The sequence below is a fragment of the Nocardia sp. CWNU-33 genome (assembly GCF_046764895.1).
Lineage (GTDB): Bacteria > Actinomycetota > Actinomycetes > Mycobacteriales > Mycobacteriaceae > Nocardia.
In genome coordinates this window covers 174960-191018 of record NZ_JBKOQN010000012.1, presented here as the reverse complement: position 1 = coordinate 191018, position 16059 = coordinate 174960, and the positions used below count along the sequence as shown (strand labels likewise).

At 65.4% G+C, this 16059-nt stretch carries 12 protein-coding genes and 1 pseudogene; 6 read left to right on the top strand and 7 right to left on the bottom strand.

What is annotated here, in order from left to right; genetic code table 11:
- Positions 1-152: 152 nt before the first annotated feature.
- Positions 153-1754: a PucR family transcriptional regulator gene (locus ACLMAL_RS19085; protein WP_412000282.1), complete on the bottom strand. Its 1602-nt coding sequence runs from the start codon at positions 1752-1754 to the stop codon at positions 153-155.
- A gap of 260 nt (positions 1755-2014) precedes the next feature.
- Between ACLMAL_RS19085 and ACLMAL_RS19080 the strand changes: the two genes are divergently transcribed.
- The 3 genes from ACLMAL_RS19080 (at position 2015) to ACLMAL_RS19070 (ending at position 5426) form a co-directional block, all read left to right on the top strand.
- The gene (locus tag ACLMAL_RS19080; RefSeq protein ID WP_412000281.1) at positions 2015-3505 is read left to right on the top strand and encodes a CoA-acylating methylmalonate-semialdehyde dehydrogenase; all 1491 of its coding nucleotides are present in this window, start codon (positions 2015-2017) and stop codon (positions 3503-3505) included.
- Between the two features lie 50 nt (positions 3506-3555).
- Positions 3556-4923: an aspartate aminotransferase family protein gene (locus ACLMAL_RS19075; RefSeq protein WP_412000280.1), complete on the top strand. Its 1368-nt coding sequence runs from the start codon at positions 3556-3558 to the stop codon at positions 4921-4923.
- Positions 4924-5027: 104 nt separating this feature from the next.
- Positions 5028-5426, top strand: a complete 399-nt coding sequence (locus ACLMAL_RS19070; RefSeq protein ID WP_412000279.1) for a PPOX class F420-dependent oxidoreductase — start codon at positions 5028-5030, stop codon at positions 5424-5426.
- Between the two features lie 21 nt (positions 5427-5447).
- Here ACLMAL_RS19070 and ACLMAL_RS19065 read toward each other — a convergent pair whose 3' ends face one another.
- The 4 genes from ACLMAL_RS19065 to ACLMAL_RS19050 form a co-directional block, all read right to left on the bottom strand.
- Complete coding sequence (locus ACLMAL_RS19065) at positions 5448-6932, bottom strand: MFS transporter (RefSeq protein WP_412000278.1); 1485 nt, start codon at positions 6930-6932, stop codon at positions 5448-5450.
- A gap of 4 nt (positions 6933-6936) precedes the next feature.
- On the bottom strand, positions 6937-8463 hold the full coding sequence (locus tag ACLMAL_RS19060) for an MFS transporter (RefSeq protein WP_412000325.1): 1527 nt from the start codon (positions 8461-8463) through the stop codon (positions 6937-6939).
- A 161-nt stretch (positions 8464-8624) separates the two neighbouring features.
- Positions 8625-9845: a uroporphyrinogen-III C-methyltransferase gene (gene cobA, locus ACLMAL_RS19055; protein ID WP_412000324.1), complete on the bottom strand. Its 1221-nt coding sequence runs from the start codon at positions 9843-9845 to the stop codon at positions 8625-8627.
- 188 nt (positions 9846-10033) lie between these two features.
- Complete coding sequence (locus ACLMAL_RS19050) at positions 10034-10600, bottom strand: carbonic anhydrase (RefSeq protein ID WP_412000277.1); 567 nt, start codon at positions 10598-10600, stop codon at positions 10034-10036.
- Positions 10601-11007: 407 nt separating this feature from the next.
- Here ACLMAL_RS19050 and ACLMAL_RS19045 point away from each other — a divergent pair, with 407 nt between their 5' ends.
- The 3 genes and pseudogenes from ACLMAL_RS19045 to ACLMAL_RS19035 all read left to right on the top strand — a co-directional run.
- The gene (locus tag ACLMAL_RS19045; RefSeq protein WP_412000276.1) at positions 11008-11991 is read left to right on the top strand and encodes a hypothetical protein; all 984 of its coding nucleotides are present in this window, start codon (positions 11008-11010) and stop codon (positions 11989-11991) included.
- Between the two features lie 263 nt (positions 11992-12254).
- Entirely contained in the window at positions 12255-12701 is a 447-nt protein-coding gene (locus ACLMAL_RS19040; RefSeq protein WP_412000323.1) for a nucleoside deaminase, read from the top strand.
- A 117-nt stretch (positions 12702-12818) separates the two neighbouring features.
- Positions 12819-12944: pseudogene (locus ACLMAL_RS19035) on the top strand (isopenicillin N synthase family oxygenase); the annotation flags it as partial.
- A gap of 21 nt (positions 12945-12965) precedes the next feature.
- On the opposite strand, the gene ACLMAL_RS19030 reads toward ACLMAL_RS19035, so the two are convergent.
- The gene (locus ACLMAL_RS19030; RefSeq protein ID WP_412000275.1) at positions 12966-14333 is read right to left on the bottom strand and encodes a DoxX family protein; all 1368 of its coding nucleotides are present in this window, start codon (positions 14331-14333) and stop codon (positions 12966-12968) included.
- A 131-nt stretch (positions 14334-14464) separates the two neighbouring features.
- Positions 14465-15823 carry a DoxX family protein gene (locus ACLMAL_RS19025; protein ID WP_412000274.1) on the bottom strand — a complete coding sequence of 453 codons (1359 nt, stop codon included), beginning with the start codon at positions 15821-15823 and terminating at the stop codon, positions 14465-14467.
- Positions 15824-16059 lie beyond the last annotated feature (236 nt).

The following is a 16059-nucleotide window of genomic DNA, read 5'->3' as shown; positions in this document are numbered from 1 at the left end:
CATAGCGATACCACATGAGTCAAAAGGGCCCGTTGACCCAAAGAACGCGTGGTGGGATCAAAGAAAATGTCCCGCGGCTCACGAAATAACCAGTCGAGCAATGTGACTTTCATCACGGTTCTTGCGATGAGAGCGGCGCCAGCGGCGTCGGCTTACAGTTTGTCGGCGTTCGCGGTCAGATCTCGAATGAGCAGAGCGGCGTGCAGCGAGGTGCGGGACTCACCGTCCTCGAGATCGACGTCGAGGATGCGCTCGATGCGCGCCAGCCGGTCGTAGAGCGTCGGCCTGCTGATGTTGAGTCTGCGTGCGAGTTCGGTTTTGTTGCCCGCCACATCGAGGAATTGCCGCAACGTGCGGGTCAGGTCGGCCGCATGCCGAATGTCGTAGCGCAGCAGCGCACTCAGCTCGGTTTCGGCGAAGCTCTGCACGCCGGGCTCGTTGCGGATGAGGGAAAGCAGGCCGCGCAACCGAACGTCCCCGCCGCGATAGAAAGGCCGCGGCGCGGACGTTTCCAGCGATAGCGCAACCTCGGCGACATGCATGGCGTGGGCCAGTTCGCGCGCGGTGTCCAGCAGTGATTCCGATTCCGCGCCAACGCCGACGACCACTCGCTGCACACCGTCGACGCGGCGCACTTCGGCCGTGATCGCCAGACAGATCCCGTGCAGCACCTCGTCGAGGTCGGCGGTACGCGGGACCGCGAGGATCATGCTGACGCGATCGCCGTGATCCGCCGCGGTCAGCGCGGCGGCTTTCGTCAATCCGAGGCCGTGCGTCACCGCGTCGAGCACGCCCACGCTGCGGCGCTGCCTGGCGACCTGATCGGTTTCGTCCAGCGCGGCAACATCCATCGCGAGCGGCACGTAATTCGCCCGGCGCGCAAGCAGACCCAGCGCCGCGGCCCTGGCCTGCGCGTCACGCTCGTCGAGCACCCTGCCGTTGACCAGGTCGTCGATGAGACCGGTCTGCGCCTGCCGGTGCAATCCGAAGCGATCCTTGTCGATCATCCGATGCAGGGTCAGGGTTTGGGCGGCGCGCTCGAGCACCATGCGCGCCCGTGGGGTCGGCACCCGGCTGGAGCGCAGGATCAGCCTGCCCCACCGCTGAGTGTGCGGACCGACCGCCACCACATCCCAGCCTTCGGGCAGCATGCGCGAGGTGGTCTCCCAGTTCTCCAGGATCGCCGAGGTGGTGGTGTGCCGCGCGGTCAGTGCGAGCACCCGATGGGAAAGGTCTTCGAGCACCACTGAGCAGTCGAGCATGCCCGCGGCAGTCTTGACGATCTCCGCCATCGAGGCGCGCCGAACACTGAGTTCGGTGAAGGTCTCGTGCACCGTCCTCGCGAACTCCAGTTCGGCGTATTGATCGGCCACGATCACCCGGTGCACCGCCTCGGTGATCTCGACGAACCTGGTAATCCGGTGCAGTGCGATCACCGGCAGTCCGAGCGCGTCGGCGGTGGTCGCGACCACTGGGGCCAGGGCGGGCACGGCGTCGCCGAGCTCGACGACCAGACCGGACACGCCCGCTCCCGCCAACGCCGACAGATAGTCGACCGTCGCCGCGTCACTGCCGCTCAAGGCCGGTCCGGTGGTCAGAATCAGCTCGCCGCCGACCAGCAGCTCGGCGACCTCCGGCAGATCGCTGACATGGACCCACCGCACCGGACGATCCAGCGATCCCCCACCGACGACCTGCGGATCCCCCGCACGCACCACCGGCATGGCCAAGACATCCGCAACAGACAGCAACACCGACGAATCGTAATACGAAAACGCAAATCGCGTACAGATTGTCGGCTCACGGATGCCGATTCATGCGGCAGAGTGAGACTCGACAACTTCGATCCGGCGCATGCCGGGATCCAGCTAAGCACGAGTAGGAACGACAACCCGCGCGCATTCTGGATCCCGGCGCGCGCCGGGATGACAGCCGAATCCATGCCGATGACGCCGAGGGCACCGATGCCCGGAGGCAGCTACACACCGACGCTCACGAATCGAATCGAGGAGATATGCAGACAATCGCGCATTGGGTCGACGGCAAGGGCTTCGCAGGAACGAGTGCCGCGACCGCGCCGGTGACCAATCCTGCGACCGGTGTGGTGACCGGGCAGGTAGCGCTGGCGCGCGTCGAGGACGTGCAGGCGGCGATCGATTCCGCGACCGCGGCGTTCCCCGCGTGGCGCGACGCCTCGCTGGCCCGCCGGACCCAGGTGCTGTTCCGGTTCCGTGAGCTGCTCAACGAACGCAAAGAGGAATTGGCCAAGCTGATCACCGCCGAGCACGGCAAGGTGCTCTCCGATGCGCTCGGCGAGGTGACCCGCGGTCTGGAGATCGTCGAATTCGCCTGTGGCATCCCGCATCTGATCAAGGGCGGATATACCGAGAACGCTTCGACGAAGGTGGACATCTTCTCGATCCGCCAGCCGTTGGGTCCGGTGGCCGTTATTTCGCCGTTCAATTTCCCGGCGATGGTACCGATGTGGTTCTTCCCGGTCGCGATCGCCGCGGGCAACACCGTAGTGCTCAAGCCGAGCGAGAAGGATCCGTCCGCGTCGCTGTGGATGGCCGAGCTTTGGCACGAAGCGGGCCTGCCCGCAGGCGTTTTCAATGTGGTGCAGGGCGACAAGGTCGCCGTCGACGAGCTGCTCGACAACCCGGGCATCAAGGCCGTCTCGTTCGTCGGCTCGACCCCGATCGCGAAATACGTCTACCAGCGCGGCACCGCGAACGGCAAGCGGGTGCAAGCCCTCGGCGGCGCGAAGAACCACATGCTCGTGCTGCCGGACGCGGATCTGGACCTTGCCGCCGACGCCGCGGTCAACGCCGGTTTCGGCTCCGCGGGCGAGCGCTGCATGGCGATCAGCGTGGTGCTCGCGGTCGGCTCCGTGGGCGACGAGCTGGTCGCCAAGATCGCCGAACGGGCCGGGACGATCAAGACCGGCGACGGCACCCGCGATACCGATATGGGTCCGCTGGTGACCCGGGAGCACCGCGACCGCGTCGCCGCGTACATCGACGCGGGTGAATCCGCCGGAGCCACCGTAGTTCTCGACGGCCGCGGCATCGAAGCCGACGGCGCGGCGAACGGGTTCTGGCTCGGGCCGACGATTCTCGATCACGTCGGCACCGATATGAGCGTCTACACCGATGAGATCTTCGGTCCCGTCCTGTCGGTGGTCCGCGTCGACACCTACGACGACGCACTGGCGCTGATCAACGCGAACCCCTACGGCAACGGCACCGCGATCTTCACCAACGACGGCGGCGCGGCCCGGCGCTTCCACAACGAGGTCGAAGTCGGCATGGTCGGCATCAATGTGCCGATCCCGGTTCCCATGGCGTACTACAGCTTCGGCGGTTGGAAGAATTCGCTGTTTGGCGATTCGCATGCACACGGCACCGATGGCGTCCACTTCTTCACCCGAGGCAAGGCCGTCACCAGCCGCTGGCTCGATCCGAGCCACGGCGGGCTCGAATTGGGCTTCCCCCAGAACAAGTAACGCCCGCGAAAGCACCGCCCACAGACCAAGTGACGCAGGAGAACTCGCCGATGACGCTGCCCAACGGATTGACGCCCGACCAGGCGCGGCAGACCGCCGCCCGCGCCTATGAACTCGACCGCCGCCACGTTTTCCATTCGTGGTCCGCGCAGGCGCAGATCAACCCGATGACCATCACCGCCTCGCAGGGCTGCCACGTCTGGGATGGTGAGGGCAACAGGCTGCTCGATTTCTCCTCTCAGCTCGTCAACACCAATATCGGGCATCAGCATCCGAAAGTCGTTGCCGCGGTGCAGGAGCAGGCGGCCAAACTCTGCACCGTGGCACCGCAGTACGTCAACGAGGCACGCTCGGAGGCCGCGCGGTTGATCGCCGAACGCACGCCGGGTGCGTTGAACAAGATCTTCTTCACCAACGGCGGCGCCGACGCCGTCGAGCATGCGGTCCGGATGGCGCGGCTGCACACCGGCCGCTACAAGGTGCTGGCACGCTACCGTTCGTATCACGGCGGCACGGAGACCGCGATCAACCTCACCGGCGATCCGCGACGCTGGCCCAACGACCACGGCAATAGCGGCGTCGTGCATTTCTTCGGACCTTTTCGCTATCGCTCGCAGTTCCATTCGAGCGACGACACCGAGGAAACCGAGCGCGCGCTGGCGCATCTCGAGCAGACCATCGTCTTCGAGGGGCCGAGCACCATTGCTGCGATCATCCTCGAATCCGTCCCCGGCACAGCGGGAATCATGGTTCCGCCGCCCGGCTACCTGGCCGGGGTGCGGGCGTTGTGCGACAAGTACGGCATCATTTTCATCGCCGATGAGGTGATGTCGGGGTTCGGCCGCACCGGAAAGTGGTTCGCGATAGAGCATTTCGAGGGTGCCGTACCGGATCTACTCACCTTCGCCAAGGGCGTGAACTCCGGATATGTGCCGCTCGGTGGCGTCGCGATCAGCCCGGCCATCGCAGCGACGTTCGACGATCGACCGTATCCAGGTGGGCTGACCTACTCCGGTCACCCCTTGGCGACGGCCGCGGCGGTGGCGACCATCAACGCGATGACCGACGACCGCATCGTCGAGAATGCCGCCGACATCGGTGCACGCGTGCTCGGCCCCGGCCTCCGGGATCTTGCCGAGCGCCACCCCAGCATCGGCGAGGTCCGCGGGATCGGCGTCTTCTGGGCCCTGGAACTCGTCCGCGACCGAGCGACCCGCGAACCGCTCGCCCCCTACGGCGGCACCAGTCCGGCGATGACCGAGGTCGTCGCGGCCTGCCGCGCGGCGGGGCTGCTGGTATTCGTCAACTTCAACCGGTTGCACGTCGTGCCACCCTGCATCGTCAGCGAAGGCGAGGCAAAGGAAGGTCTGACCATCCTCGACGACGCCCTGCTGACGGCCGACCAACACGTCGCCTGAGATGGCACGGGCGCCGTTTTGCCATCTCGTCGATCGATGATGGAGTTGGAGACGGAATTCCAACCACCTGTGGGCTGTTCCAGTTATACGTGACCCCTACCACTGTGCTTTCCGTTGACCTGAAGAAGTACCTGGACGAGTCGAAGGTGTTCGCGACCGCGGCGACCATCGGACCCAATGGGCAACCGCACCTGACCGTCATCTGGGTGCAGCGTGACGGCGAGGACCTGCTGTTCTCCACCACCGTGGATCGCCAGCAGGGCAAGAACCTCGCCCGCGATCCGCGCATCACCGTGATGATCAATCCGCCGGAGAATCCGTACGTATACGCAGAGATTCGTGGCACGGCGACCATGACGCCCGATCCCGACAAGACACTGCCGAACGAGCTGTCGCACAAGTACACCGGGCTGCCCTATCTGGAATTCAATCCGGCGTCGGTCAACGACGGACCCCGCGTCATCGTGCGCGTCACCCCACGCAAGGTCGCAGGCCGCATGTAATCCGTTCGGGGCCCGGCAGTTTCAGCTCTGCTGGGCCTCTTCCTGTGCGTGCTGCGCCTGCGCGACGTCGGCGGCGGTGTAGCGCAACGTCAATGCGACGAGCCCGACCAGCAGCGCGCCGACCGCGGCGACGAACAGCACCAGGGTGTATCCGCTGCCCAACGCATCGAGTTCGGCGACCGTCATGCCGGTGGGACTGCCGGTTCGACCGCCGAGTGCCAGTGTTCGCGAGGCGGCCACCGGGGCGAGCAGGCCGATCGCGATGGGGGTGCCGAGGTTCAGGAACATCTGGCCGACCGCCGAGAGCGGGCCGATATCCGCGGGCGCAACGCCGACGAGTACACATAGCGGGATAAGCACGATCGCCATACCGATGCCGAGACCGATCACGACGAACAGGCCCAGCAGCGTCGGCACATACTGCACGCCGCGATCGAGGGTCGAGCCGAACAGCAATCCGCCGACCAGAATCCCCGCCCCCGCGCTCAGCAGCCAACGTGGTGCGATCCACATCGCCAGTCTCGACGACAGCGCGGTCCCCAGACCGGCGCCGATGGTGAACGGTATGAAGGCGATTCCGGCGACCAGCGGGCTGTAACCGACCACATTCTGAATGAACAGGCCCGCGAAATAGGTTGTCGCACCGAGCACACCACTTGCCAGCAGGATCGCGAGGAAGGTGGCGACCCGATCGCGGTGATCGAACAGCGACCACGGCAGCAGGGGATTGTCCACTCGGCGTTCGGCGAAAACGAAGACGAAGAGCAATACCGCGCCGCCGACCAGTGCACCGACGATGACCGGGCTGCTCCAGCCGAATTCTGGTCCTTCCGTTGCCCCGAACACCAGGGCGGCGCAGGCCAGGGTGCCGAGCACCGCGCCGCGCACATCCAAGGTCAGCCGCTGATGGGTGGTGTCACGTAGCCGATACACCGCGCCGAGGATGATCAATACGCCGATCGGCACATTGATCAGAAAGATCCACCGCCAACTCACCTCGGTCAGCGCACCGCCGATCACCAACCCGCCGACCGAGCCGACCGCCATCATCGAACCGAAGATCGCGAAGGCTTGATTGCGCACGGTTCCCGGCGCGAATGTGCTTGCTACCAAAGCGAATGCAGTGGGGGCCGCGAGCGCGGCTCCGGTGCCCTGGATCGCGCGGGCGGCGATGATCATTGCCTCGTTCTGGGCGAGCCCGCACAGCAGCGAGGCCAGCGTGAACAGCGCGACACCGACGATGAACATGCGTTTGCGGCCGAAGGAGTCACCGATCCGGCCGCCGAGCAGCATCAAGCCGGCCAGCGGGAGCCCGTAGGCGGTGACCATCCAGGCGGTGCCGGAACTGGTCAACCCGAGCTCGTCCTGTAGTCGCGGCAACGCGAGGATCACCACGGTTCCATCGAGCACCACCATCAGCTGCAGCCCACTCAGCACGAGGATGGCGAGCCCGAATGCCCGCTGCGTCACCGGATACTGCACCGGTGCAGCGGAGTCACCCGGCATCCGGTCAGCCCCGGTACTCGGACCGGCGAACGACCGGTATCGGACCGGTCTGACGAACAACCGGCATCGGACCGGTCTGCTGCGCTTCCTCTTGCGCGTGCTGTGCCTGAGCCAGTTGCTCGGGCGTGAAGCGCAGTACCAGCGCGATGAAGCCGGCCACCACCGCGACGAGCGAGCAGACCGCGAGCACCAGCGTGTACCCGCTGCCCAGCGCGAAGATCTCGGCCTCGTTCATATCCGCCGCCTTACCGGTGCGGCCGCCCATCGACAGTGTGCGCGATGCCGCGATGGGGGTGAGCAGACCGATGAACACCGGCGTCGCCAGGTTCATGAACATCTGCCCCACGGCGGAAAGCGGGCCGATATCCGACAGCGGCACACCGACGAGCACGCACAGCGGCGCGAGCACCATCGCCACGCCGACACCGAAGCCGATCACGATCAACAGCGGCAGCAAGGTGGTCAGGTAGTTCACGCCGCCATCGAGCTGTGAACCGAACAGCAATCCGGCGGAAAGGACGAAGGCCGCACCACACAGCAACCAGCGAGGTGCGATCAGCAACGCTGCCTTGGAGGCCAGCGCGCCACCGATGCCGATGCCGATGGTGAACGGAATCGACGCCACGCCCGCAACCAGCGGACCGTAGCCCAGCACGTTCTGCAGAAATTGCGCGACGAAGAAGGTCATCGCACCGAGCACGCCACCGGCGAGGAAGATCAAGAGGAAGGTCGCGACGCGATCGCGACTGTCGAACAGCGACCACGGCAGCAGCGGATCCTCGATCTGCCGTTCCATCACGACGAAGATGATCAGCAGCACGACACCACCGACCAGGGAGCCGATGATGGCCGGGCTGGTCCAGCCCATTTCCGGTCCCTCGGTCGCACCGAACACGATGGCGGCGCAGGCCAGCGTGCCGAGCATCGCGCCGCGCACATCCAGCGAGGAACGGTGGTGTTCGGTGTCCGCGAGCTGGTACATCGCACCCAGGATGATCAGCGCACCGATCGGCACATTGATCAGGAAGATCCAGCGCCAGCTCATCTCGGTCAGCGCACCACCGACCACCAGACCACCTACCGAGCCGATGCCGACCATGGAGCCGACGATCGCGATTGCCTGATTCCGCACTTTTCCTGGTGCGAAAGTGGTTGCCACCAGGGCGAAGGATGTCGGCGCCGCGATCGAGGCACCGGCGCCCTGCACCGCGCGCGCCGCGATCAGCATGGCCTCGCCCTGCGCGAGCCCGCACAGCAGCGAGGCGAAGGTGAACAGTCCGACACCGAGTATCAGCATGCGTTTGCGACCGAAGGCGTCACCGAGCCTGCCACCGAGCAACATCAGGCCCGCGAAGGTGAGACCGTAGGAGGTCACTGTCCACGCACCACCCGCGCTGGACATTCCCATTTCCTGTTGCAGCCGTGGCAGGGCGAAGATCACCACGGTTCCGTCGAGCACAACCATCAGCTGCAGCCCGCTCAGCACTAGGATCGCGAGCCCGAAGGCCCGCTGCGTCACGGGATACTGCATCGTCGCAGGGGGATTCTCGAGCACGGTGAGCCACTGTAGTTGACTCGGCGGTGTCGATTCGGCCCGACATGAGTCCGCGCGGGCGAGTCACAACAGATCAGGCGAGGACTTGTGACACTCGACCGAGTCGCCGCCACCGGCGCGGGTCAGTGAAAAATGCCCTATCCGCCCGTGGATTCGGCAAGCGGGCGCACGGAATCGGTGGAGAACCCGGCCGTCGGGCCGATCACCACGATGGCCGGCGGGCGGATGCCTTCGTCGCGCACCCGGGTGGCGACGGTACCGAGGTCCGCGCGCAGCACGCGCTGGGTGCGCAGGGTGCCCTCCTGGATCACGGTCGCCGGCGTGTCGGCGGACCGACCGCCATCGATGAGCACGGTCGCGAACTGTTCGATCCGCTCGACAGCCATCATCAGCACGAGGGTGCCGCGCAACTTGGCCAATGCCGACCAGTCGACGAGCGAATCCGGGTGGTCCGGTGCGACGTGCCCGCTCACCACCACGAATTCATGGGTGACACCACGGTGGGTCACCGGGATGCCCGCGGCCCCCGGGACGGAGATGGGACTGGTGATGCCGGGCACCACGGTGACCGGGATCCCGGCCGCAACGCATGCTTCCACTTCCTCGTAGCCGCGGCCGAACACATACGGGTCACCGCCCTTGAGCCGCACCACGAATTTGCCCGACTTGGCGCCCTCGACCAGCGCCGTATTGATCGCCTCCTGCGCCATCGCGCGGCCGTACGGGATCTTCGCCGCGTCGATCACCTCGACATCCGGTCCGAGTTCGGCGAGCAGTTCCGGCGGCGCCAGCCGATCGGCAACCACCAGGTTCGCTCTGGCCAGCAGCCTGCGGCCGCGCACGGTGATCAGATCCGGATCGCCTGGTCCGCCACCGACCAGCGCGACGCCCGGGGTGACCGGTGTCGAATCATCGGTCACCACACCGGATTGCAGTGCCTCGAGCAGCGCGGTGCGCACGGCGGCCGAGCGGCGATGCTGACCGCCCGCCAGCACGCCGAGGGTGAGTCCGTCGTAGCGGGCCGTCGCGGGTGTGACGGCGGTGCCGAGCCGCGCGACATCGGCACGCACACAGAAGATGCGGCGGCGAGTGGCCTCGTCGACCACGGCGGCATTGGTCTCGGGTTCGTCGGTGCAGGCGATCGCGTACCAGGCGCCGTCGAGATCGCCGTCCGCGTACGCGCGCAGGGTCACGGTGAGCTGCCCCGAGGTGGCCATACCTTCTACTGCCGGAGTGACTTCACGGCTGATCACGTGGACATCCGCACCGGAGGCGATCAACAGTCCGAGCCTGCGCTGCGCCACCGTCCCGCCACCGACTACGACGACACGCCGCCCCGCGAGATCGAGCCCGACCAGGTAGTTCGGGTCGCCCTCGTGGCGGGTGACGGGATCGAGCTCCGTCTGGTCATCGGTGGGTGTTGGCGTATTCGGCACAGTATTCGAGCCTACGTCCTGAATATTCGGGCTTTGTGTCAGACCCTGCACCGCAAGCCGCGACGGTGGGGAACGAACTCTCCATCACCGGCGGCATGCGGCTGTCGATATCAGGCCGGAGCTCCATCGAGCACTTCGACCTGCCCGGTGTCTAGCGAGTAATAGGCGCCGACAACCGAAAGGGCGTTGGTATCAACCAGTGGTGCGAGGTCGTCGTTGCGCCGTAGCTCTCCGGCGGTCAACTCGACCTGGATGCGGGTCATCGTCTCGACCGGGTCTGCGCCCGGCGAATCCATGCGCTCGTATGCCGGGCGCAGCGCCTCCACAATCGCCTGCAGATTACCCGGCAGTGGCAGGCCTTCGCGCAGCGCTTTATAGGCGGCGGCCACCGCACCGCAGCGCTGGTGTCCGAGGACAACGATCAACGGGGTGCCGCCGGTCATCGGGCCGTATTCAACGGAACCGGTCACGACGGGGCCCACTGCGAGTCCACCGGTTCGCATGACGAATAGATCGCCGAGCCCGGTGTCGAACAGCAGCTCCGGCGGGACCCGCGAATCGATGCACGACAGTATGACGCCATAGGGCTGCTGATTCTGGGCGAGTAACCGACGACGATCCGGATCTCGATCCGGGTGGTTCAGGTTGCCGTCGACCCACCGCCGGTTGCCCGCCATCAGGCGATCGAAAGCATCCTTCGCAGTCTGCGGAGCGGTCGGCGTCGTATCGGTGTGCTCGGACGGTTCATCGCGACTACATCCCGCTATCAGGGCGGTTGTCGCTGTCAGAGCACCTGCTAGAACAGTTCGACGGTCGAGCACACTCATGTCGTCACCTCCGCAGTTGATGGATCTCCATCGGTTACGAAACGGCGAAACCAAGCGCTGACTGTGCCGCTCAGTATGCCGGATATACCTTCGGAACACGGCATATGCCAGACGAGCTCGTCCCGGCTGCACACTGCGGAGCTCGCGATCCGACTGTCCGACACTGGCCCACCGATGCCGAAACGGTCTCCGCAGCCGACCGATTTGCCTGCGCCGCCAACCGAGTACGACACGACGTCGTTCCTATACTCGAGCTCGTGACTCAGTGGGCGCGAGCGATGTGTGCGGTGGCGGTAGCGGCGACGCTGACCGGGGTCGGTACGACAGTGGGTGTCGCACAGGAAGATTCGCAGCCCTACCTCCCTGCTCCCGGCATCGAGTCGAAGTACTTCCAGCAGGGCCCGTGGGCGGTGACCGAAGAAATCGGGTTCGGATGCTGCGATTCCACCGGGGCGAAATATGACGTCTGGTACCCGACCGACCTCGGCGCGGGCAGCGCAAAGCACCCGATTGTAGTGTGGGGCGACGGAACCAACGCCGTACCGAGCCAGTACGCCTATCTGCTTCGGCACCTGGCATCGTGGGGTTTCGTGGTGATCGGCACCGAGAACCAGCAGACCGGCTCCGGCAGCGACATTCTCGGCTCGCTGTCGTACCTGAAGGGGCTCGCCGCGGATCCGACGAGCATGTTCTTCCACAAGCTCGACACAGCGGCGGCCGGCGCGATGGGCCATTCGCAAGGCGCCAGCGGTGTGCTCAACGCGATGGTGGCGTCGGAGGGCGCGATCAAGACTGCGGTGCCGATCGAAATACCGGCGCAGCTGTGGTGCTCTTCGGGGACTACGTGCGCCGACACTCGCAAGCTCACCTCGGGTTCGGTGTTCTTCGTCAACGGCTCGGCCGACCGGTTCATCTCCCCTTCGACGCAGGCGCTGCCATGGCAGGCGGTCGGTCTGCAGTCGAATCAGGCGTACTACGAGGCGACCGCAACGAGCGTGCCGAAGGTATGGGCGACGCTCAACGGCCCCGATCACAATGATGTGCAAGGCCGACCGGACTGCGCACAGGCGTCGACTCCGTGCACCAGCGGCGTCTACGGCTATCTGGGATATCCGACGGCATGGATGCTGGCGCAACTGCGCGACGACACCGAGGCGCGCGACGCATTCCGCACCGGCACCGGCGAATTCCTCACTCCCGCACCGAATTGGCGCAATCAGTCGAGCACCGTCAGCCGCTGATCCGCGTCGATGTGTGGTCAGCTCGGCGTAGGCATTGCGCTACCGGAGCGTTGGCAGAGTTGATTCGGTGGGTTGGTCTGCGGCCGAGCGGATAGGCCGAGAGAGGCGGTCGGTAACTCGATCACCGACGGCCGGGTAAGCCGACGGTCGGCGGCACTGGGTCGCTGTCATCCACAACCAAGAACAGCACAGACAACCTGTCTGTTGCGACACGGCCCAGTTGCTTGCAGTGTGGAGCCATGACACGGGTACCGGCAGAACAGTTGCTCGAGGTGGCCTACGACGAGGCGCTACGCGGCCGGTCCGAGGGCGGTATTCCGATCGGCGCGGCGTTGTTCGCCGCGGACGGCACGCTGCTCGGCCGCGGCCACAACCGCAGAGTGCAATCCGGCGATCCCAGCCTCCACGCCGAAATCGATGCGTTCCGCGCGGCGGGCCGCCGCCGCGACTACAGCTCGACGATCATGGTGACCACACTGTCGCCGTGTTGGTACTGCAGCGGGCTGGTGCGCCAGTTCGGCATCGGCGCGGTGATCGTCGGGGAAGCGCAGACCTTCAGCGGCGGCCACGACTGGCTCGCCGAGCACAGGGTCGACGTCACGGTCCTGGACGACCAGCGCCTCATCGACGTGATGACCACGTTCATCGCCGAACAGCCCGCACTGTGGCACGAGGACATCGGCGTCGCCGATGAGATCGAGGCGCGGTGAGCGCGCCGTATCCGCACCGGTGGCCGCTGGGCTCGACCACCGCAACCGAACCCGACAGGAAGGCCGTGAATTGAACGCGATCGCCTCCATCGACCTCGCCGCGTGGCGCACCGGCGCTACGAACTCGACCACGACGCCGTGGTCACCCCACTGGGACCGCCGATCGGCGAGGTGAGCGGTCTGCCCCCGGTGGTCTCCGCCGCATTCCTGCGCACCCGTTTGGATGCCATCACGGTCGGTTGACACCGCGATCTTCCACCAGGGTCACCGGAAGTACGCGTAGTCCTGAACCCAGTGGAATCCGCGGCTACGCAGTGGGAAGCTGTCGAGATCCAGCTCGGTCAAGGACACGGTCACCGGACGGTCGTTCACCTGCCCCCGCAGGACGAGCCGGTCGGGACCCGGCTGTTCGAAGGTGAACGAGGCGAACTGCTTCGGCTGCCGCGAGGCTTCCTGCGTGGGTTCGGAAAGGGCGATCGTCCTCGCCTCCGGATCGACAACGGCCTCGGCGGGCACCCTGCTGCCGTCCATCCGCTGATATACCGCGCCGCTGGTATCGACAATGAGTCGCTGCCAACGATTTTCGTCGGAAGTCAGTGGTGGCAGCGCAACTCCGTCCAACTCGAATTCTGTGACATCCCAGATCCCGTACAGGGCCGGTTTCGTTGCCCCGTCGCCATATTCGCGCCACGCGTCCCAGCCGCTGCACACACATCCGATAAGCACCCAGATGCCGAGGAAGATCTGTACGACACCGAGGATGCGTTCGGCCCGCAGGGTGCGAAAGAGTCGTGGTTGGGTGGCGGGCTCGGACGGCCGTTCCAGCACAAGGACATTCGCCAGTCTGCGCGCCTGCGGAGCCAGCACCACCAGGCACAGCAGCACCAAATGGAACGAGAGGATCTTGACTGGAACGTCAAAGGTCATGTTCAGCACGAAAACCTGGGCCAGACTGACCAGACTCAGCATCGCACCGAGCGTCGCGGTGCGCGGAACGAACAGCAGTAGCCCGCCGAGGACTTCCGCGCTGCCGAGCAGAATCTCGTACGGATGTGAACTGCCGACCTGCATCCACAGCACCGACATCGGGCTGAACTCGCCGTAGGGTTGGACCAAGGCGGCCAGCGGCGGACTCGCCATCTGTGTCGGAATGACTTTGGCCATCCCGTAGAAGATCATCTGACCGCCGAGGCACAGCCGGATGACGACCACGAACCAGGCATTGAGCCCGGAGTAGTCGCGGCGGTGTCGGTCGAGTGCGGTCCAGACGGCGGTGATCACGGCGGCGAGCACCAGCAGACAGAAAACCAGCAGCCAGATGATCGCTTGATCACCGCTGCCCGAGTCGTGCAGCACGGCGTCGACGCCGAATACCTGCCTGCCGACCCAGGCGACGATCGGTTCGACAGCGGTCATCTGCCAGAAGATCGCTTCGTCCGGAAGCCATTGCCCGGCAATCCCGGTGAATACGTAGGTGATCTGCGCGAAGACCAGGCAGAAGAGCCCGAAGTAGGCCACGCACAGGCGAAAGGCGACCCGTGTGAGCGGACGCCAGTGCGGGTTGCTGGACTCGGCGGCCGAATGCTGTTGTGCCCGAACACGAGTCCGCTGCGGACCTACTATCGCACCCACGCGAACTCCCTGTCTGACGACGAAATGGTGACGGCTCGAAACTATCGAGGCCAACCACTCGTCGTCCTCAGAGCGAACCCCCGTCTCTGCCGGGGGGTTAACCGAACCAGGGTCGGGGTGCCTGCACCCGGTCAGCGGAAGTAGGGGTAATCCTGCACCCAGTTGAACCCACGGCTACGCAAAGGGAATTGCTCGAGATCGACCTGTTCCAGCGCGATGGTCACCGGCCGACCGGCCAACTGCCCCGCCAGCTTCAGCCGATCCGGGGACGGCTGATCGAAGGTGAAGGTGGCGATCGGGACCGACTGCCCGCCCGGCTGCGGCGGCGGATCGGACAGGACGATCGTGTGCGCAGAGGTGTCCACGACGACGGCAGCAGGCACGAGCGTGCCGTTCATGCGTTGATAGGTTGCGCCGAGGACGTCGAAAACCAGTCGCTGCCAACGGTTCTCGTCCGTCGTCAACGGCGGGAGCGGCTGCCCGTCCTGGGTGAACTCCGAAACCTGCCAGATTCCGTACAACGGCGGCTTCGACGCACCCCCGCCATCTTCTTCCCAGAACTTCATCCCGACCTGCACCGCACCGGACAACGCCCATACCCCGAGCGCAAGTTGCACCGTGACCGCGATGATTTTCGTCCGACGACGAGCAAACGGCTCCGGCTGGGTAGCCGGTTCAGCAGGCCGCGCCAACAAGAGCATGTCGGCCAGCCGCCGAGCCTGCGGCGCGAGCAGCACCATGCTCAGCAACAACAGGTGCAGCGCCAGAATCTTGACCGGAACGTCGAAGGTCATGTTCAGTACGAATACCTGCGCCAAACTCACCAGGCTTAGCATCGCGCCGAGGGTTGCTGTCCGCGGCAGGAACAGCAGCAGGCCACCGAGCACTTCGGCGCAGCCGAGCAGGATTTCGTACACCGGCGACGAACCGACCTGATTCCAGAGCACCGACGCCGGGCTGAACTCGCCGTAGGGCTGGAGCAATGCCGCGAGGGAAGGCTCCGGCATCTGGGTCGGGATCATCTTGGCCACCCCGTACCAGAGCAGCTGCCCGCCCAAGCACAGTCTGACCGCGAGCAGGAACCATGCATTCAGGATCCGATAATTCGGTCGATGCCGATCCAGCACGGTCCAGATCGCCGTCGCCACGACCGCCACAGCCAGCAGGCTGAACACGAACGCCCAGATGAACCGCTGATCGCCGCTGCCCGAATATTTGTGCAGCACAACGTCGGTTCCGAAGATCAGCCGTCCGGTCCACTCGAAGATCGGACCGAGCGGACCCCACAGCCCCATCGCCGTGTCCTCGGAGAGATCCTTGGCGAAGAGGCCGGTGAAAACGAACGGGATCTGCGGGAACAGAGCACAGAACAAGCCGAAGTATACGAAGCTGAGACGGAATGCGATCCGCGTCGCCGCGGTCCAGCGGGGCCTGTCTTCGACGATCGGCGTGCCGACGTCCGCTCGCTCCAGAACGTCCACACCGCTCACGCTCACACCGAACCCCTCACTGCCTGTCGATGACTCCACAAGAGGGCAACGTATCGAGGCGGAGAGGCTGTCCGCTTCCAGGAAGTCCCCGATTTCCTCCCCTACCTCCGAGGTATGAGATCTAGCCCGAAGGATGAGTACCCCGGTACTGTCAACCCCCGATGCCACCCAGTGAGCGGGTTACATTTTCTTGCTGTTTTCCTGGCTATACGCAACTAGAACGCGTTACATTTTGG

Coding starts and splice junctions, on each gene's coding strand:
- ACLMAL_RS19050 (WP_412000277.1), bottom strand. CDS start 10,600: ATGGCGGGCAACCGGCGGTGGGTCGACGGCAACCTGAACCACCCGGAT.
- ACLMAL_RS19080 (WP_412000281.1), top strand. CDS start 2,015: ATGCAGACAATCGCGCATTGGGTCGACGGCAAGGGCTTCGCAGGAACG.
- ACLMAL_RS19075 (WP_412000280.1), top strand. CDS start 3,556: ATGACGCTGCCCAACGGATTGACGCCCGACCAGGCGCGGCAGACCGCC.
- ACLMAL_RS19060 (WP_412000325.1), bottom strand. CDS start 8,463: ATGCAGTATCCCGTGACGCAGCGGGCCTTCGGGCTCGCGATCCTAGTG.
- ACLMAL_RS19065 (WP_412000278.1), bottom strand. CDS start 6,932: ATGCCGGGTGACTCCGCTGCACCGGTGCAGTATCCGGTGACGCAGCGG.